The organism is Herbaspirillum huttiense, assembly GCF_047300815.1.
GTDB lineage: Bacteria > Pseudomonadota > Gammaproteobacteria > Burkholderiales > Burkholderiaceae_D > Herbaspirillum > Herbaspirillum huttiense_A.
Genome location: NZ_CP178608.1, coordinates 2761269 through 2779936, shown reverse-complemented (window position 1 = coordinate 2779936; position 18668 = coordinate 2761269). Strand labels below are relative to the sequence as shown.

14 protein-coding genes are annotated in these 18668 nt (G+C 54.7%); 5 read left to right on the top strand and 9 right to left on the bottom strand.

All coding sequences use genetic code 11. The features are described 5' to 3' along the window. Window positions 1–11: 11 nt before the first annotated feature. Window positions 12–1058 (bottom strand): DNA-binding protein, encoded by a 1047-nt coding sequence (locus tag ACLRDN_RS12860; protein ID WP_413456581.1) that lies wholly within the window; start codon window positions 1056–1058, stop codon window positions 12–14. Between the two features lie 186 nt (window positions 1059–1244). On the opposite strand from ACLRDN_RS12860, the gene ACLRDN_RS12855 reads away from it, so the two are divergent. The 3 genes from ACLRDN_RS12855 (at window position 1245) to ACLRDN_RS12845 (ending at window position 5739) form a co-directional block, all read left to right on the top strand. Next, a complete protein-coding gene (locus tag ACLRDN_RS12855; protein WP_413456580.1) occupies window positions 1245–2207 on the top strand; it encodes a site-specific integrase in 963 nt (320 codons plus the stop codon). A 172-nt stretch (window positions 2208–2379) separates the two neighbouring features. Beyond that, window positions 2380–3219 carry a hypothetical protein gene (locus ACLRDN_RS12850; protein WP_413456579.1) on the top strand — a complete coding sequence of 280 codons (840 nt, stop codon included), beginning with the start codon at window positions 2380–2382 and terminating at the stop codon, window positions 3217–3219. Window positions 3220–4533: 1314 nt separating this feature from the next. Further along, window positions 4534–5739, top strand: coding sequence for a PDR/VanB family oxidoreductase (locus ACLRDN_RS12845; protein WP_413460390.1), 1206 nt, complete (start codon window positions 4534–4536; stop codon window positions 5737–5739). A gap of 206 nt (window positions 5740–5945) precedes the next feature. Here ACLRDN_RS12845 and ACLRDN_RS12840 read toward each other — a convergent pair whose 3' ends face one another. Beyond that, entirely contained in the window at window positions 5946–6530 is a 585-nt protein-coding gene (locus tag ACLRDN_RS12840; protein ID WP_413456578.1) for a TetR/AcrR family transcriptional regulator, read from the bottom strand. Window positions 6531–6829: 299 nt separating this feature from the next. On the opposite strand from ACLRDN_RS12840, the gene ACLRDN_RS12835 reads away from it, so the two are divergent. Continuing rightward, window positions 6830–8629: an EAL domain-containing protein gene (locus tag ACLRDN_RS12835; RefSeq protein ID WP_413456577.1), complete on the top strand. Its 1800-nt coding sequence runs from the start codon at window positions 6830–6832 to the stop codon at window positions 8627–8629. Between the two features lie 540 nt (window positions 8630–9169). Here ACLRDN_RS12835 and ACLRDN_RS12830 read toward each other — a convergent pair. The 7 genes from ACLRDN_RS12830 to ACLRDN_RS12800 all read right to left on the bottom strand — a co-directional run bounded on the left by ACLRDN_RS12830 (window position 9170) and on the right by ACLRDN_RS12800 (window position 17478). Next, entirely contained in the window at window positions 9170–10261 is a 1092-nt protein-coding gene (locus tag ACLRDN_RS12830; RefSeq protein ID WP_413456576.1) for a 3'-5' exonuclease, read from the bottom strand. A gap of 157 nt (window positions 10262–10418) precedes the next feature. Continuing rightward, entirely contained in the window at window positions 10419–11345 is a 927-nt protein-coding gene (locus tag ACLRDN_RS12825) for a hypothetical protein (protein ID WP_413456575.1), read from the bottom strand. Window positions 11346–11977: 632 nt separating this feature from the next. Continuing rightward, window positions 11978–12880: an abortive infection family protein gene (locus ACLRDN_RS12820; protein WP_413456574.1), complete on the bottom strand. Its 903-nt coding sequence runs from the start codon at window positions 12878–12880 to the stop codon at window positions 11978–11980. A gap of 416 nt (window positions 12881–13296) precedes the next feature. After that, window positions 13297–13881 (bottom strand): abortive infection family protein, encoded by a 585-nt coding sequence (locus tag ACLRDN_RS12815; protein WP_413456573.1) that lies wholly within the window; start codon window positions 13879–13881, stop codon window positions 13297–13299. A 329-nt stretch (window positions 13882–14210) separates the two neighbouring features. Next, window positions 14211–15278: a hypothetical protein gene (locus ACLRDN_RS12810; protein ID WP_413456572.1), complete on the bottom strand. Its 1068-nt coding sequence runs from the start codon at window positions 15276–15278 to the stop codon at window positions 14211–14213. 73 nt (window positions 15279–15351) lie between these two features. Next, complete coding sequence (locus tag ACLRDN_RS12805) at window positions 15352–16254, bottom strand: DUF5677 domain-containing protein (protein WP_413456571.1); 903 nt, start codon at window positions 16252–16254, stop codon at window positions 15352–15354. Between the two features lie 162 nt (window positions 16255–16416). Continuing rightward, the gene (locus ACLRDN_RS12800) at window positions 16417–17478 is read right to left on the bottom strand and encodes a DNA-binding protein (protein WP_413456570.1); all 1062 of its coding nucleotides are present in this window, start codon (window positions 17476–17478) and stop codon (window positions 16417–16419) included. A 171-nt stretch (window positions 17479–17649) separates the two neighbouring features. Between ACLRDN_RS12800 and ACLRDN_RS12795 the strand changes: the two genes are divergently transcribed. Continuing rightward, window positions 17650–18645, top strand: a complete 996-nt coding sequence (locus tag ACLRDN_RS12795) for a tyrosine-type recombinase/integrase (protein ID WP_413456569.1) — start codon at window positions 17650–17652, stop codon at window positions 18643–18645. Window positions 18646–18668 lie beyond the last annotated feature (23 nt).

Below are 18668 nucleotides of genomic sequence, written 5' to 3'. Positions count from 1 at the left end.
TGAAAAGGTCGTTAAGACTCTGATTGCCTATTTTTTCGAGGTCCCGGGCCGGGGTCTCTCAAATGAGCGCGCAATTCGGCACTAAGGCTTTCATGTGCCTCCAGCTTTGCCTGTAGTGCCGCACGTTCGATCTCTGCTTTTTGCAGCAGCTGGGCTGCCGTCACATTTTCTTGCTCCGCATGGGCCAAGCTCGCCTGCAGCTGCTCGTTGACAGCGGTTCGATCAGCCAACTGGGATTCCAGCATCTGATTTCGATTTGCCACCTCTTGTAGCGTGTCTAGTTTTTGCTGAAGTCGTGCTGCGACACTGCGTTGCTCATAGAGCGCTTGCTGTGCATGCGACAGCTCCGCTACGAGTCGCACGCCTTCTTGGTTAACGCGGGTCACTTCCTCTTGTTTGACGATGGCCTCCTGTCTGAGCTGGCGCAACTCGGCCTGTAAGGTCTGAATTTGCTGCTCATGGCGCCGCAGATCCTGTTCTCTCTGTTCTTTGGTTGCCGTTCGGTAGTGCTCAAGAGCCTCCCGGGCATGCTGGTGTTTTTCTTCCAAAGAGTGGCGGTGCTGTTCGTTTTCCACAAGGCGCTCTTGAAGGGCGCGCACTTGCACCTCAAGCGCGCGGTTTGCGGCCGTCTGCTCCTGGAACTGAGCACGAGTGTGCTCGTGAGCTTGGATCTCATGTAGTCGCGCAGCGTCGGCCTTTGCCAATCGCGTTGACAAGTCGGCCGCCGTCATACGCAAGGTCTCCAATTCAGCCTGCAAGCGGCCTGTGGTGGAATCGGCTTCAAATTTGGCAGAGCGTACCTGCGCATCCGCTTCGGCCTGGAGCTGCGCGGCAAGCCGTTCCACGAGATCCTGCAAGGCCTCGCTGATCGTACGCGATGGCACCGCCGTTGCGCCGTCTTCTTCCTCCAATTCCTTGAGATACTTGTGAATCGTGGTCTTCGACCCGGTATTGCCCAACTCGATGCGTACGGCATCCACAGAGGGGCGTCGTCCCATGGCCAGCAGCGTGTCGCGTGCCTTCTTGACCTCCGATTTGTATAAGCCGGTGCGTGCCATAGCGATCCTTGTTTTTGATAATGGATTACATAATACGTATTTACATACTAAATTAGAAGAGCTTTTCGAGGTGTTCTGGTAAGATTTACAGATTAAATATTGACTCGTTATGTCGCCTGATAGGCTAAAATTGGCCTCATCCGACTCCATCCACCTGTAATGCCGCCTTTTTGAGATTTAAGCACGATGATCCAGATTGACGACTACCTGCGCGCCGCCACCCGGGACAACACCCGCAAAAGCTACCGTGCCGCAGTGAACCATTTCGAGATTGAATGGGGTGGCTTCTTGCCGGCCACCGCTGATAGCATCGTGCGGTACCTGGCCGCCTATGCAGGCGTATTGGCGCACAACACCCTGAAACAACGCATCTCTGCCCTGGGTCAATGGCACGTCGACCAAGGCTTTCCGGACCCGACCAAGGCACCCGTGGTGCGCAAGATGCTGCGCGGCATCCAGGAACTGCATCCCGCGCAAGAAAAGCGGGCCAAGCCGCTGCAGCTTGAGGCGCTTGAGCAGACGTGCGCCTGGCTGGAACAGCAGCGCGAGCAGGCGAGGCAACAGGGCCGCTTCGGTGAACTGCTCCGCCACACACGCGACAAGACGCTGTTACTCATTGGATTTTGGCGCGGCTTTCGCAGCGATGAGCTGGCACGACTGGAAATCGAGCGCATCGACGCCGTGGCCGGCGAAGGCATGACCATCTATCTCCCGAGAACGAAGACCGATAGAAGCCTTAAGGGCACCACCTACAAGACGCCGGCATTATCGAAGCTATGCCCGGTAGCGGCCTACCTTGATTGGCTGGCTGTCAGCGGCCTCAAATCAGGCGCCGTCATTCGAGGTATCGATCGATGGGGCACGATCAGCGGGGGAGCCGTCAATGCAGCCAGCATCATCCCGTTGTTCCGCCGGATATTGAAGTCCGCCGGAGTCGCGGATGTACACCTCTATAGCTCGCACTCGTTGCGCCGAGGCTTTGCTAGCTGGGCCAGTGCCAATGGTTGGGAAATGCAGGCGCTGATGGAGTATGTGGGTTGGAAGAACGTCGGTTCGGCTTCGCGCTATGTGGATTCACCCGACCCTTACCATCGAGAAATGTTGGAACGTCTCATCCCGAAGACACCACCAGCCCTAGATCAACCCTGAGCAACGCTGCGCCCCTCGTCGACGAAGCTGCCGACATTGCAAAGGCAGTGCCGTAATCTGGCCACAGACTACTTGTCAGGTATCGCACTTTACTCCGCCGTGGATGCATTGTGCAGATTTAGAATGGCACACAGGTAAGGATTTGCTACTCAGTCATTAACAAGGAATACAAATGGGACAAGCGAAGATCAAACAGCGCGCCGCCTTTGCTGCGCACTCTATCGAAGAGTGGGAGGCCGAGGATTGCGTTAATTTTGCGGTAGCGCTAGCCAGACTTACCGGTTGGCTTCTGCACGTGGATTGGTGGTCAACGTCAACGGTACGACGTGAGGATATACCACTCGATCAGCTCACGGCGTTGAGGGTATATGTCGCAGACAATCACGACCGGATTTTTGACGTGCGAGGCGTCAAGAATATTATTGAATTCAATGAAGGCATCCTTTCCAAAATCGTCCGCAAGCGCGGATTTGGAAACGGAGGTGTCTATACGCGCTATTACGACGAAACGAAACTCTCTTCCTTGCCTTTGCGAAGCCAACCCAATGAGGCGTTAATTGCGCGTGCGACCAGAGAAATTAAGGCAAATCCTCACTACCTTGCAGCTATTCCGCCGCGTATCGAACCTTATATCCCCGCCTACAATGCAGCGCAATACACCTTTGGTAATTGCGCCGCATATGCGGAAGCCATGCATGAACTTACTGGCCTGAAGCCTGCCGCTCTCCTGGCAGTAAAATTCACGCCTCTATTTGAAGGTACTCAGCGCAATGAAGTAGGGTATTTCCACAGTGTAGTTCTTCATCCTGATGGAATGGCCGAGGATTCCTGGGGTAAAGCATCGGTCGCCGAGATTGCAAACCGATTTGGGGTAATCGAATTTACAGTTAGCACAGAGGAACATCCGCGTGTAATTGAGAAAATTCGGGAGTCTTCCGCAGACATTTATGCGGAGATCCTCCAAGAGGCGAGGAATGTCATACACGCGTTTCGTGTTCGCAGCCTTACATAACGAACCGGCTACGGTCCGAATTATCTATGTCACTCAATCCTTCGCGACCTCCTAAGGCAGCCAATGTGCGATTGTTCGCGCCTGAAAGCTGGGGAACGGTCACCCGTTACGCCAAGTTCTACGAGTCCACTCATCAACTAAGTCCCGAAGCTCGTAAAGCACTGAGAGGAATTTCAGGACACTTCGATAAGGCAAGAATATTCAGGTCACTTGCCGAAGATTTGCGCGCCGGCGCACTTCTTGATGTGGAATACTTGAATGCGCACGGATACACAGGACTTGAACACTCAAGAAAATTGGCAGCCGTAATCGAGTCTGAAATTCAGGAGCTATATTCGGCAGTTGATTGTGCTCGGCAAATAGTACATTGCCTCTTCAGGAAGACATGTCGAGGATTCCCGGATTCAACACGAAAAATGTTTCAGCGGGTTCGTGATGGTCAGCTAACTGGCCTTCCGCCGGAGCTGGAGCAGGCCTTTGCAAACGCTCATTGGTACTGGCAGCTACTTCACATGAGGGATGCGCTTACGCATAGCGACATAGGCATATGCCGCGCATCCGAAGGTAGTACCATCTCTTACTCCCATGACGGACTCTCGCAAGACGGGCAATCATTGGAGATTCCAGATATATTCCAGCGATTAGAAACTCTAGTTGCCAGCATAAATCAATTTATTGGGGAGGTTTTCCACTATCTCTATAGTCAACTCCGGCAAGAACCAGTAATGCAGATCTGCGGCATCTTTGAAGGGCGATTTTACTTTCGGCATGTCGCTCCGTTACCTGATCTTTCATTTCATAGTGGTGTTTGCGGGACGCGACACTATGAGGCATCTCCTGGCGGTCGGCGATGCCCACTCGCGGAGCAGTGTGCGGCGTTTGAGAGTGCAGGCACAAGGGATGATGTTGTGAATTAAGCACCGACACCGGGAAAGTTTGATGTAAATCGAAAACTATAATTCCATGAACCCACTACGTGAGCGCATTCGAGAAGAACGAGAAATTTTTCGCATGATAGGGCCGCGCGCATTTAGGCGGAAACGATTTATTGCGAAGAAAGATTTACGTCCTCTTCGGGTCGTAATTCGACGATCAATGCCTTTGAAACCGAATCCCAAGTGGGACGCCGTACCCAGCCAGCATCCATAGGGCATCTTAGTTACTTTTACGCTGACATCCGAAATTTTTCGTTATCTTGGCTGGCTCGCAAGAAGAGCCGGCCAACTTCGGCTTTTCCTTGCGCTTTTGGAGGCTCTTTATAACAAGTGGCAATAATAAGGCCCTCACAAATTACTTTTTCGCTTATATCCGAAAATTTGCTTTATCTCGGCTGTCCCCCGCGACACGCTGCAACTGGCAGAGCGGCCCTGCCCGCAGTGGCCGCTGGCGCGCATCCAGCATCACCTCTACGTCGATACCAGCAATCTGGCGGTCATCCGTGAACTGGCTGAACTGCCGTTGCTGGCGCCGCTGTTGCGCAATCTGTTTGCACAACGCCTGCAACGCGAACAGACCGAGGACTGGCAATCGCGCCTGGGCCAGGAGGGCGTGACAGCGGCCCACGTGATTGCGCAAGCCCGCGCCGAGGGGCGGCTGCCTTTGCGGGTGGAACGAATTCAATACGAAACCGCGCGTATCAAGTCCATCTTGCTGGCATCCATCGATGGCAGTGCCTTGCCGCCGGCGCCGGCTGGCGGCCATCTGCAGTTGTACCTGCCTGGGGGCAGGATGCGCCAGTATTCGTTGTGTCCCACCGGAGACGATCACAGCTATGCCATCGCGGTGGCGCTTGAGGCCGACGGCAGGGGCGGCTCGCGCTGGCTGCACGAGACGCTGCAGGAGGGCGATGTGATCGCCACCTCACTGCCGCAGGATAGTTACCCGCCGGCCAACGGGAACGGTCTGCACGTGATGTTCGCGGGAGGTATCGGGATCACGCCATTTCTGTCGATGATCGCGCATTTTCGCCGAAGCGGGCAACGCTACCGTCTGTACTACACCTGCCGTCGGCCCGAAGAAGCCGCCTTTGTCGATGCCTTGCGGGCGCTGTGCGGCACGGACCTGAACCTGCATGTCAGCGGCGAGGGCAGGGGACGTCTGGATCTGCCGGCCATCGTGGCGGCGCTACCCGAGGATGCGCATGTCTATTGCTGCGGTCCGCAGGCGATGGTAAGCGCATTGCAGCAGGCCATGCCGGGATCGGCGAAGCAGCGCCTGCATGTGGAGGCGTTTGCTCCACCGGCAGCTTCGGGTCAGCATGACGGCTATCGGGTCACGCTGGCATCGTCCGGACGCCAGCTCGACGTGGCACCCGGGCAGCGCCTGCTGGATGCTCTACGAAACGGGGGCGTGGAGGTGCCTTCGTCCTGCGAGACTGGCAACTGCGGGAGTTGTGTGATGCGCTACAGTGAAGGCCATGCGATGCACTTCGATACCTGCCTCACCGACGCTACGCGTGCCAGCTTCCTGGCGGCGTGCGTGTCGCATGCGATATCGCCGTCCATTACGCTGGCCCTCTGAAAGCAGTATGTCGCCGACGATACGGAGCAGAAGAAACAAGCAAAATAGATGATGTACATCATTTTTGCATGCATCGATATTGGGCGCGCTGCGTTGCTTCATGCCGGCCAGTGCGATGGCCTCGATTATTAACCAGAGATTAACCAGAGCCTGGCCTGATGCGCCACGCTCGCCCGTGCTTCCATCGCGGGAGTACAGCGCAAGTCTTACGGGCTAAGGGCCAGGTGCCGCAGCTCGCGCCGCGCCGCTACCAGGATCTGCTCGGCCATCTCCGGGTGGAGATCCCGGACGGCGCGCGCCATGGTCAGGCAACCCGTCATGGAGGCCATCAGCACCATCGCTCTGCTCCTGGCCTGCTGAGCGTCCTTCAATGGCAAAGCTTCTGCCAGCAGCGTTACCAACTCGTTGTAGCCGAACGTCAACTCTTGCTGGACCGCCTCGCCGACGCGCGGTCCCTCGGCCGCCAGTGCCGAGAGGGCACACCCTTTGCTGACATTGTCGAGATGCCGCCAGGAAAGATACAGCTCCATGTATGCCAGCAAATCATCATGGCCCTTTCCCCGAACGGCGAGCCAACCCTCGCGACGATGATTCAAGGACTCCCGACAGGCCTCCTGGGCGATGGCCGCCTTGGACGCAAACTGGGCGTAGAACGCACCCTGCGTCAAGCCGGCACGGGCGCTGATCTCCGCCACGCTGGTGCCATCGAATCCTTTTTGCTGGAATAGATGGATGGCCGCCTCGAGCAGGGCAGCACGATTCTCCGCAACCTTGGCTTTCGTGACTTTCACTCAACACTCCGCTCTATTAACTCGACTTGATTTTAATATCCTTTATTAATACTGTCTGCTATTATTAGGTCAATTAGATGTTTGTAAACATCCATAATTCGAGGCCGCTGGGTGGAGCGGCCCATCCCTCCAGAAGTATCTCCACGGGGAAATTGCTGACTTGCTCAGGCGGCCGGGGCCATCCATTCATGCATCCCATACCCCGGCCGAAAACGCGAACGCCGCGCATTGCTCCGTTGAACAATGCCGGCGAAGCAATGCCAGCTCCGTAGATCCGACATGCCAGAGGGAATATGAACATGGATACCAACACGCCTGCGCCAGGCACGTGCGGCCAAGGCAGCAAAATTATGTTCAGGAATTTCGAAGCCATCACCAAGCTGGTCGCAGCCTCCTTCAAGGTGAGCGACTGCGTCCTCACCTTGGTCGACCCGCCCATGGTCAGCATGACGGGCAGCACGCCATCGGTACCGCCTTGGGCCAAAGCCCTCTGTTCCCATATCGTCGAGAGCGGCCAGATGCTTGTGGTGGAAGATATCCTGCAGGACCCTGGCCTGGCCGCCTGGATGCATACCCCGGATGCGGGAGGGATACGCTTCTATGCCGGGGTACCTTTGCGCGGCGCCCAGGCAAATCTCATCGGCGTGCTCTGCATCATGCATGGCCAGGCACGCCAATTTGCTTCTGCCGAACGAGAATGGCTGACTGAACTTGCCTCGCTGGTCGTACAGGATATGGCCATGCGGCAGGCAGTGGCCCGGGTTGATCCGGTGAGCGGTTTACCCAACCGTCATCAACTTGCAGACGATATCGCCCTTGCTCCGCAAGAGATCCCGGCGCCCCGCATCATGGCTCACCTGGAGATACCTCGGGCCGAGACCGGCTTCGAGATCGTGACTACCTTCGGCGTCGAGGTCTATGAGGACATTCTGCGAAAGATTGCGCTGGTCATCAGCGAAACCTTCCATGCGCATGCCGACGTCTATCATTTTGGCGCCGGACAATTCGTCTTGGTCAGCCGTGGCGAGTCCGAGAGTTTCATCGACATCCTGCATGGCGGATTCGATATTCTGCAGTCGCGGCTGAAATCACGCCAGGTTCCGCTGCGGCTGCATGGCTACGGGGGCTACGTCGAGTTCGCCGCCCATGAGAAGCCCGCCGAGGTTTATCGCAAGGCACTGTCAGCGGCCCACGTGGCCTGCGCGCGAAACCAGATCTGGGCAGCCTATGATCGCCAGGAAGATGCAATGGCTCAGCGTTCATTCCGCCTGATCCAGGACTTCCCGGAAGCGATTGAGCAAAACCATCTGCGGCTGGTTTTCCAGCCCAAGCTTGATTTGATCAGGGAGGAACTATCCTCTGCCGAGGCCTTGGTGCGCTGGCATCATCCGGATCTGGGCGACATCTCCCCAAGCGAGTTCATTCCCCTGATCGAAAAGACCCGGCTGATTCGCCCCTTCAGTGACTGGGTCATGACGACCGCAATCAGCCAGTTGGGTCTCTGGACGCGCATAGGCTTGCTCACAAGTCTGGCCATCAACCTCTCTGGCAAGAACTTCCTGGAAACCGACCTGGCCGAACGGATCGCCAATCTGTGCAAGCTGCATCGGGTCGCGCCAGACACATTGGAGATCGAGTGCACCGAAAGCATTCTCATGGCGGATCAGAAAGCCTTGCAGATGTTGGCATCGGTGCGCAGTCTGGGGCCGCACATTGCCATCGATGATTTCGGAACCGGCTATTCCAACATTGCCTATTTACAGAACATCCCGGCCACCAGCCTGAAGCTGGACCGCTCCCTGATTGAGCATATCGTGGCCAACCCGCGCGAACGTGCGGTGTTGGAATCCTTGTTGCAGATGGCGCGCAACCTCGGTTACCAGGTGGTAGTGGAGGGCGTGGAGACACAGCAGCAATTCGATCTTCTCTCTGCCATGCAGGTAGATGTGCTACAGGGTTATTTCATCTCGCACCCGCTGGAGCGCGAGCAATTCGAGCAGTTCGTCAGTGACTATCAGCGCCACATTCACACTGCACGCGCCGGCGTGATGCCGGCCCCGCGCAGGCTGCAAGACCGGATGCGACAGCCGGTGGCCTGAAAATACATTATCCTCGCAGGCGAGGCAATGGTGCAGCGGCTGCCGATATGGATTGCTCCGGACCGCTATGGAAGCCTGAGCAGATCCTCGGCGCAGGAGCGGGGAAACTTGGATACATTTAAATTCGCATAATTTGTATTATGTAAAACCGAACCTCATGTAGTGTGATGTTCACGACCGTGGCTAACGTCCATAGTACTAACTTTGTAAATATTTAAGTACTAACTTTGTAAAGTAGGAGCAGCCACCCCGACTTACCCCAATCGAAGTGTCAGTCAATTTGAGCGCAGACATTCAGGTTTTCAACGCTCAACCAATGACGTGACGCGCAAGGAATCAGTCTTTCTATAGCAGTTTTAGCTCAACAGTCAGGCCTGACCGCACTGCTATGGCCCCTAGCCTATCTAGGCTTGCGTCTACCAGATCGCTATTGATGAGTTGATATACAAGTTGCTCTGAAATGTCGAGTTCGCGCGCAGCCTGGCTATATTAGTCAAAAACTTCGCGAATCCCGACGGGACCTCTATCTGAGCTCAGCCATCATAGTCTTTCCCAACGATGCAGCGGGCAGACCGGCCACGCCGGCGTTAGAATCAACAAGCGTCGGCGTGCGCGGGTGATGCCCACTCTAACCAGGCGGCGGCTTTGTCCATACGGCGCGGCGTCTCCCCGCCAGATGAAGGACGATGTCGGCCCATCATCTGCTTGGCGCATCTCGCGCACAAAGATCACGCCGTCGAACTGCTTTCCTTTGGCCTTGTGCACATTCATGACCTGGATACCAGGTGGTTCTGCGACTCCGTCCAAAAGTTGTTCTTGCGACAGAGCAACATCCAGTGCGGCGCGTGCGCGAGTGTAGGTACCATCGCGCAACCACTCGTCCGATAACGCAGCCGCGATACGTTGGCCTCGCCGGAAGGTGACGAGGTAATCGAGCTGCAAAGCGCTCCGAATCAACTCCTCGCGGCCGCTAGCGCGTAGAAAATGCTTCACCTGTAGCCAGTCAGCCGCCGGATCCCCCGTTAAGCCATGGTCACGTAACTGCGCCAGGATTTCTCGCAAAGCTATGACCAGCTTAATGTTCACCGCTTTGCCTGCCCGGATTTTGGTTGCCTGCTGCATTAGCTTGTCGACAGCTGCCTTCGCGCCACCGGTCGAGCGCCGCGCCGCAGCGATCAACTCCATGCACGTCGCAATATCGAGCGACTCCGCATCTTCCTGTTTTGGTTCAAGCAAGAAGGCGGCTAGGCGCGAGGTCAGCAACGCCTCTGCCTCATCAAACAATAGCTTGTGGCGAACAGTTTTTCCCTGATTAACACCCAGGCCATTGAGAGCATTCGACACCTTCAGTGCCCCACTCTTTCCCATGGTCAGTATCGCCACGGCGCCGACGGGCCCTTTGCCATCCGCTCGCAGATCCCGAAATAGAGGGTCGGCCGGGATTCCTGAAATTTTGGCCAAAAACCCGATAAGCCATTGATTAGAAAAGATTTTCCAATGTATTGGTAGTGGGCCGTATATTTTCTTTCTGAATCCCCGCGCTGAATCGCCCCCCCCTCGCAGCCAGCCGAGATAAGGACACATTGCCGAGGCCGAGCTGCGGCTGGCGATCGTGCGCGAGATAGGTCCCATGCAGCGCGCCACGGCGACTTTAGATGCCTCGCCGCAGTAGTGGGCTGCGGTTGCGCATTGTGTTTGCGGTTGTGGTCGAATTGCAGGCCGGGATCTTGGAAGTTTTGCGGAAATTGAATTAAATGCCAGAGATGGTTAAAACATTTCGCTGGCAGCCTCACTCTTCGGCACGAGAGTCGGTGACTAGTCCGTCGCACGCAAACGCCCAGCCCACGAATCCCAAAAGCGATATAGCCTGCAGAGAAAACAATTCAGTCCCATAGTCTGGATCGATTCCGTGTAAGACCTTGTGGCGTGAAAGCTTTCCGGGCCTGGGTTTACTCATCGGGAATTGCTCATCGAATGAGGCCAAAAAAGCTTTGGCCATCGAGCTCAGATCCTTTGTCTTGAGCCATGATGCAATTTCCGGAGCGTTTTTTGAAAGATTGAAAATGGACTTGTTTGAGACAGCGTGTGCAATGCCTTCAGCCACGACCAACGTAAGTGGGATTGACGAGATGTAGCGTCCCTCCTTGTGCAGTCGGAATAACTCTGCGATTTGAGCTGCATGGCGAGGATGGTCCTTGAGCAGGCGGGATTCAATGTCTGAAGCTAATTCTCGCGTCATCTTGGAAAAGAGCAGATCCAGGGTCGTCACATCCGCTTTGCACTTCTCAATTTGGCTGAGGAAAGAAATCCCGGTCTCAGGCTGGATAAACCAATTGTTGAGTGCAGCGAATCTCAGTGTTTGCTCATACCGCTCATTGAGGTTGGTCCAATCGAGGCTGGGGAGCGACAGGCTAGGAAATTTTAGGGCAGGCAGTGCGTTTAAATACGCGGTCGGCAGAAGGTGATCAAGACCCAGATGATTGGAGAACGCCGTTACAGCAAGAGGCATCTTCCATTCGCGAGCGAGATTGTCAATGGCTGGAAGTGACGGAAAATTGAGCTTGGAGAGCTTGGCCAGCTCAGAGAAAGGAGTCAAATTGAGATCTAGTTTCGGGAGGGATATGTTGAGCGCAGTTACTGCGTCAGAGGCCTTCCTCAGCGTATCACTCGGGTGCTGGCCGTCGTTCGCAGTCTTACTTGTTTTCTTTGGGTCCACCTGATCCCCTATTCGTGAGCAAAAAATCTGGAGCCGGCCATATGAGCGGCCCAAGCCCATTGTCCCATCAGATGTTGAGGGAACCCTCGGCTCGTCTTCCTGAAGAGGCAATGCACGACCTAGCGGGTACAATCAACTGCCGAACAGAGCTCCTGAATTTCTGATTCGATTACAGCTACTAATTTTCTTGAATGTTCGAGTTTAGTATATTCAATCAATTTCTCCGTCGTGAGAATTGGCATCTATGACAATCAATACTTCGCCATCACCCAAGGCAGCCAACGTGCGATTGTTCGCACCTGAAGGCTGGGGAATGGTCGCCCGTTACGCCAAATTTTACGACTCAACTCACCAGCTAAACCCTGAGGCGCGCAAGGCACTAAGAGGGATCTCAGGACACTTCGATAAGGCCGTGATATTCAGATCACTCGCCGGAGATCTACGCGCCGGCGTGGCGCTTGATGTCGAGCACTTGCACACACACGGATATTCTCCGCGAAGGAGCCGGACAATATCCTTAAATGGCACTACCTTTGGAACGCCACTGGCCCGTCTAGCGGGCCGTAGGAAGATCTGTGGTGCGCCAGCTTGCCCACGCCAGGTGTCTTTCCTCAGTTGCGCCCAAAATGCGCTCAGCTGCCGCGATCCAAATGAGTCTCCGCCAAGAAGACTGCCAGGGTCGACGCGGCGCCGACCGCGAGCCTTGCGTGGCGAGCCTGTAACCCTTTCGCTCCAGCAGCCTTGCCATGACCGGTCCCATAGTGGTTGCGAAGCTCTGCCACACCTTGGGTGATTGTGGCTAGATTGCTGAGCAGCCGCTTGATGGTATCGGCAGCCTTGGCTTGATCTGGGATGTTCGCCGGGGTGAGATCGAGTTCCTTGACCGCCAGCTTTACCAGTTCGGGGATGTCTGCATTTTTTGAAAAAGCAACGCTACGTTCTTCGAGGATCGTCTTGCAGCAAGTTTCGACGAGCTCCTTTGCCGTGCCGATTGCCAAGCTGGGGTCATTGACTACGGAAGACTCCATCCTGGTGATCTGCTGGGCGACATATCCAAGATCAGCAATAACGAGAGCTTCGCGGGCGGCTGCGATACCAGGCGTCTGGAGTAGGCCGACATCACGACCTACGAAAATTGGCCTCCCAGACATCCTAGTCTTCTCGACAAGCTGAAAACCGTCATTTTGAAGATATTGGTTAAACATCTGCAAGATCCGCTCGACTTCAGTAGGGTCGGAGCGAACCACAGGATGCAAGGTCTCGCAAAGGAAGCGGAGGAATGTCTCATCGTCGCCGTGGGCCAAGTTAAAGCGGCTGTCGTAAAAAATCCAGTCGTCGTCCCAGTCGAAGTTATTGACTCGATGCTGCCAGATGTCACCGGCTGCGTCGGCGAATCGCGGGTCCGTTGAAGGCATCGCCGACAGGTCGTATATCCGCGAGAGGAATCCGGATTCTTCCAGACGGCCACACCAATTAACCTTCTCGACGGACATGGCATCAATAATGTCGCGGCGGGTAAGTTCAGAAATTTTCACGACTACTCCGTAATGCGGTTGAGATTTTTCCTTGATCAGCAGCCTTCCCAAGTGGCCGCCGAGAATTTCACCATTAGGGGGCGGACGGGATTCTGGAAAAATGTAACTAAGCCGCCTTATGGATGTTGGGTACGGCGTCCCACTTGGGATTGGGTTTCAAAGGCATTGATCGTCGAATTACGACCCGAAGAGGACGTAGATCTTTCTTCGCAACAAATCGCTTCCGCCGGAATGCGCGTGGCCCCGTCATGCGGAAAATTTCTCGTTCTTCTCGAATGCGCTCACGTAGTGGATTCATGGAATTATAGTTTTCCGATTTGCATCAGGCTTTTCCCTTGTTGGCGCTTAACTTGCAGCATCAGCCCTGGTGCCTGTTTGTGTGGCCGACCAGCGCATGTGGTGATCTTGCGAAACAATTAGCCTGCACTCTTTCGCCGCTTTTCCCAGGTCTCCAGTGCGAACAAGGTAATAGTGTGTGCAGCATGGATGGCGAGTCGAGCATGACGGGGCTCAATGCGGTAGGACGTAACGCCAGCGCCATGCGCTGAGCTGGCATGAGTACGCAATGCTGCGATGCCCTCAACCGTGGCAAGCATACCAGTTAGAATAGTCTGCAGGTCGGTATCGGCAATGGCCGATGGATCGAATCCTAAGTGCTTGCGAACCACGGTCCAAAGTGGTTTCAGGTCTTGCTTGGCGGGCAGATCCAACGAGTTTTCTGCGATAAATACCTTGCAAAAAGACTCTAATATATTGCTCGCAGCCGAAACCGCTTCACGCGGTTCCGATTGAACGTTCTCCAACGCCCTAGAAAACTCTTCGTCAATGGCTCGATAGTCGAAAGACTTCAGCAAGGTTTCGAGCGTGCGAGATGCGGCTGCGCTCATCTGCGCGGCTACGACTCTTCCACCAGTTACATAACGTAATTTGCATTGCGCCAGGATCGCTTCAATTTTCTTTGCATCCGAACCATCATTCCAGGTTCCAATTGGCTGCTCCATATAGTTCTCGATCAGCCGTCCGAGCACTACTAACGGATCGACGGAGTGGTCCTTATTTGTACGACGGAGCCATTCAAGGGTTTTTACATGCTTACTCCCCTCGGGCGGCTCTCCTGGCGCGTCAGCGTAGGCAAAAAGACTGTCGAGAGATGCATGTGTCTCTCTGGCTGCGCAGGTATCTGCTACTACCGAAATTACTGGGGACGGAATAAGCTGCCTCATTGGGATTCATCCTTTCCATTTTGTTCTTATCTCATAGCTTCTGCTACTAGGATCCTCGTGATGCCATGGTGCCGTTCGTCAAGGGAAGGCTCGACAAGCGCATCACTTCATCGACTGGCGTTATCTAGCCCGAGAGGGTCACTCCATTTGGGCTCCAATGTAAGATTATGAGCTTCATATGTCCCGTCACTTTTCGGCGAAATGCGTAGGTGGATCTTAGTTAGAAATTTAGATGATGTAGCTATCCATTTCAGTACATCCACTTTCCCATCCTCGCCAGGAGGATCTTCGCCCGTGTCGTCGAAAGTCACCAGATCATGAACAATTCCCGCAGCTAGATCAGGTACGCTCAACAAATCGTCCAGAAAACTCTTATCAGCTAACGACTTCGCAAAACCAAGAATTTCAAAACCATGCGTCATGTACATAGCGCCGACACTTCCGAACAAACTTTGAGTGTGAGAAAAAGACCTCTCATGACCATCGGCATTGATATTGTCGTTATCGGAATACCAGAGCAACCTCTGTTGTTCATGAGTTAGAGCGGCGGTGAAGGCTGAAAGAATGTGAAGAATCCGAAGTAATTTTTCGCCAGTCTGAAAGTTCCATGTGCCAAATCCGCCATCTTGGAGTTGCTTCGTAATCTCTTTTTTTGCAGCAGCTTTCGACGGCGCGAAAACTGACTCGATCTTTCGATCTATTGCCACGGTTACGAGTGCACCATGGATCAAGGTATCAACCAACCTCAGATACTCCGGTAGCGCACGCTTTCTTGGGGCGTACCTTAGATCTTTAAATTTAAACTCACTGTACGGATGGTAAATCTTATGTTTTTGCCGCAACTCCTGCATGCGCGCTTGGAATGGTCCTGTTTTATCCATAGCAACGAACAAGAAGGAGTATGTTTGATATAGCGCGTCACTGTGCTCACCACCGTAATCTGACATCACGGCAATCTTCTTATCTCCGGAAAAATCGGGAAGCTCTGGCAGATTCTTCAACACCTCACCAAGCAAATGACAGAAATAGTTGTATTCAGGTCTGATAGCGGGTAGCTCGAATGGGCCTTGCTTGCGAATTTTCGGCGTTAGTATTCCCGCCTCGACCAACTTGGCTACGGCGCTAACGGAGAATGCCTGGTCGATTTGCATTGCCAGAGTTTTTTTATTAAACATAGATATCCACCTGAGCATTTTTTCTTTTCAGATTCACTTATCAACGCTGGCATTTAGGGTTCGCACCCTGCGGTTAATTGCGGTGCTGTTCGATTTTATCCTTGGGCGAGCGTTGTGCTTCAGCTCCATACAGGGTGCCGAGTCGGCCCAACAATGCCTGCCAACGCTCAAGGAGAGCCAATGCTTCAGAATCATTCTGCAGTGCCTGATTAACAGGTGAAAACAGGCGTGCATGGTTGTCGATGATTTGCCCCATCAGCAATGCGCAAAAGGAAATCGCGACGCTAGCGAGTTGTTTATAGTCCCCAGCCTGAGCGGCGTCACGAATCTGCAGCACGCTCACAAAGCCGGAGTGCGCATAGTTGCAAAAATGACTATACATGTCGTGAGCGTACTTACGAGGGAAGCCGGATTCCTCAGCTAAATCCATCCATCGGAACCCCATTTTCACATCATTCTTTTTTAATACCTTGTCTTTGATGTCCTTGGTGTATTGCGCGAACAGGCCGTCAGCACGGATCTCTTTGTCGAGTGCCTGGATGCGTCGATTGTCAGCTGAAACCACATGCTGCCACTGCGCTTTCGCGAGAACCCCGCCATGTAGTGCTTGCCGTTCGCGGAGACCGACGTATTCCCACACCTTGTAGCGGAGATGACGTAGCTCGGGCGTCTTCGCACAGAAAATAAAGTGGAACATCATGTATGTCTCAAAAGCTGCTCGTACTAAAACCGCAATCGAGGCGTGGTCGACATAGTGTGGATAAGCCTTGCCTTCGAGGGAGGTGCTCACGCCTTTGAATATCGTCTCGATGGACTCGAGATGCCGAAAGACTTTAATCAGCAGCACTTGAGCATGATTTTTCCATCGATCATCTGGTGCTAAAGGGTTACCAGCCTGGACTTCGATGAGTCGACCAAAAAGTTCTCGTAGCAGGGCAAAGTCAACCGAGGTGTCTAGCGAAGTAGATGATTTCATGCAACACCGTCGAGAGGAGTAAAAAAATCGGCTTGCGCACGGACACTCCAGTGCATTGCAATCAATCTTGTGCCACCAATTCCGCTGAAAGCGTCCAATTGTTGAAGCGAAAGTCCCACTGCTTGACGGCGCGCTCTAACAGCGGCCCCGATTTCATGAAGCCTAATCATGGCGCGTGCCCTCATGGGCGATGGACGCGTCGGTCGCCGCGTTGTCCGATCTCTGTGCGAGGATCTTGCCAATCAAGGCTGCTTTGTCCCTCTCTGCTTGGTCAGCCTTACGTTCCGCCGCGGCCAGTTGACTCTCCAGCATTTCAGTGTGCTTGCCAGCAGCCGCTACGCCTGCTTTGGCCTCGATGAGCGCCTCCTGCGCCATGTCGAATCGGCGCTCTGCTTCGGCGCGTGCCACAGTCCACTCCTGGAGTTGAGCGGCTTGCAGGTCCCGCTCCGAGCGAACCTGATGCAATTCAGTGTGCGCCTCGCTCAGGGCGTCGCGAAGTCGTTCTAGTTCGCTCATCTGGTGCGCTAACGTCGCCTCCTGTTGGCCAAGCGTCACTTGCTGCGACTCTAGGCGCCGCTGGCCGGCGATATTTTCCTGCTCAAGGCGCGCAAGACGCTGCTCGAAAGCGTGCCGTTCCTCGGCACGTTGGCGCGCCGCCGCCTCTTGGAAATGCTCAAACTGGGTGCGAGTCTGTGCCAATTGCTGATTCAAGATATGAGCCTCGGCGGAGCGATCACTCAGCCGTTGCAGGAGTCCAGCATTCTCCGTTTGAGCGGCCGTGAGTGCGAGAGCATTGGCTTGTAGATCCTGCTGGCATCTCACCAAGGCTTCCTGGGCCTGGGTGTGCTCTCGGACTAAGGTGGCGTGGGCTTGGCGGAGTTGTGCTTCGGCGGCCAGGGCTGCGTCTCTCTGGTTGCGCACGGTCGCCAGGGCCTGCTCATGTGCCTCGTTGACCGCCTCTAACTGCCTGGCTACATCATCCTGAAGCCGCTGGTAGACCCCCTTGACGGCCTCCACCAGATCGACCGGCAAGCCGGTGTCTCCGCTGGCAACCACTTCCTGATGTTCGGCCTTCCAGCGCTTGAGCATCGGGGCGATCGTGCTCTTGCTTCCAGTATCTCCGAGCGCTTCGCGAACCGTGTCGATGGTGGGTGCTTTACCAGCGGCGGCCAGCTGTGAAGCTGCTTTGGCGACTTGTGAGTAGAGGATGCCAGCACGGGCCATGGGAGCTCCATCAAATAAGGTATCGTATTACGTTATACGTAATAATACGTCTAAATACAATTAGAAAATTTATGATGAGATCAGTTATATAACACACTATAAGAAGCGTTATCGAATGTTATAGTGAGCCATATCCCCTTTATGCCGCCGCACTGCGGTACATAAGCCAAAATGAGCGACAAATTGCCCTCTCCTGAAATTATCCCAGCCATTGACGGTGCGGTGGCTGCCAGTACGCTATTACCTACGGATATTGAAGCGGCCCACAGCCATTTCCTCGCAGCGGCCACGTCCGAAAATACCCGGCGCACGTATCGTTCGGCCATTCGACATTTCCTGGCTTGGGGCGGGATCTTGCCGGCTGACGAGAATGCAGTGATCCGCTACCTGCTGGCACACGCTAGCAACCTCAATGCGCGTACTCTGGCGTTGCGCCTGACGGCCTTGTCACAATGGCATCTCTACCAAGGCTTTGCTGATCCTGCGAGCACGGCCACAGTCCGCAAGACACTGAAAGGTATCGGGCGCACTCACGGACGTCCAAAAAAACAGGCCAAGGCCCTCCCGGTCGAAGATCTTGAAAAGATCATCTTGAAGCTGGACTCCTTGGATACCCTCAAAGCCAAGCGGGATAGCGCGCTGCTACAACTGGGATTTTTTGGCGGTTTTCGGAGAAGTGAGCTAGCAGGCTTACAGGTTTCTGATCTCGCATGGGAACCGGATGGATTGATCGTGACGCTGCAGCGCTCCAAGACTGACCAGCAAGGCCAGGGGATCGTCAAGGCAATCCCCTACGGCACCGGCCCGTGCTGCCCAGCGACTGCTCTTGGAGATTGGTTGGAGGCCGCGGGAATTCGCGATGGAGCGGTATTCCGCTCCATTAATAAATGGGCAATGCTGGGAGAGCGGTTCATTCACCCCGCCAGCATCAATACGATCTTGGCTGATTGCGCCAGCATGGCGGGCTTGGACTACGTGCCGGATCTCTCCAGCCATAGTTTGCGTCGAGGCATGGCAACTAGCGCTTACCGCGCCGGGGCAGATTTTCGAGATATCAAGCGCCAAGGCGGCTGGCGCCACGACGGAACGGTACAGGGCTATATCGAAGAAGCTGGCAGATTCGAAGAAAATGCAGCAGGTCACCTACTAAAAAGGCGCACCAGCTGATTGCACCGGATCCAAGCGGGATA

Coding starts and splice junctions, on each gene's coding strand:
- ACLRDN_RS12815 (WP_413456573.1), bottom strand. CDS start 13,881: ATGGAGCAGCCAATTGGAACCTGGAATGATGGTTCGGATGCAAAGAAA.
- ACLRDN_RS12860 (WP_413456581.1), bottom strand. CDS start 1,058: ATGGCACGCACCGGCTTATACAAATCGGAGGTCAAGAAGGCACGCGAC.
- ACLRDN_RS12850 (WP_413456579.1), top strand. CDS start 2,380: ATGGGACAAGCGAAGATCAAACAGCGCGCCGCCTTTGCTGCGCACTCT.
- ACLRDN_RS12805 (WP_413456571.1), bottom strand. CDS start 16,254: ATGAAATCATCTACTTCGCTAGACACCTCGGTTGACTTTGCCCTGCTA.
- ACLRDN_RS12855 (WP_413456580.1), top strand. CDS start 1,245: ATGATCCAGATTGACGACTACCTGCGCGCCGCCACCCGGGACAACACC.
- ACLRDN_RS12800 (WP_413456570.1), bottom strand. CDS start 17,478: ATGGCCCGTGCTGGCATCCTCTACTCACAAGTCGCCAAAGCAGCTTCA.
- ACLRDN_RS12835 (WP_413456577.1), top strand. CDS start 6,830: ATGGATACCAACACGCCTGCGCCAGGCACGTGCGGCCAAGGCAGCAAA.
- ACLRDN_RS12830 (WP_413456576.1), bottom strand. CDS start 10,261: ATGGGACCTATCTCGCGCACGATCGCCAGCCGCAGCTCGGCCTCGGCA.
- ACLRDN_RS12810 (WP_413456572.1), bottom strand. CDS start 15,278: ATGTTTAATAAAAAAACTCTGGCAATGCAAATCGACCAGGCATTCTCC.
- ACLRDN_RS12795 (WP_413456569.1), top strand. CDS start 17,650: ATGAGCGACAAATTGCCCTCTCCTGAAATTATCCCAGCCATTGACGGT.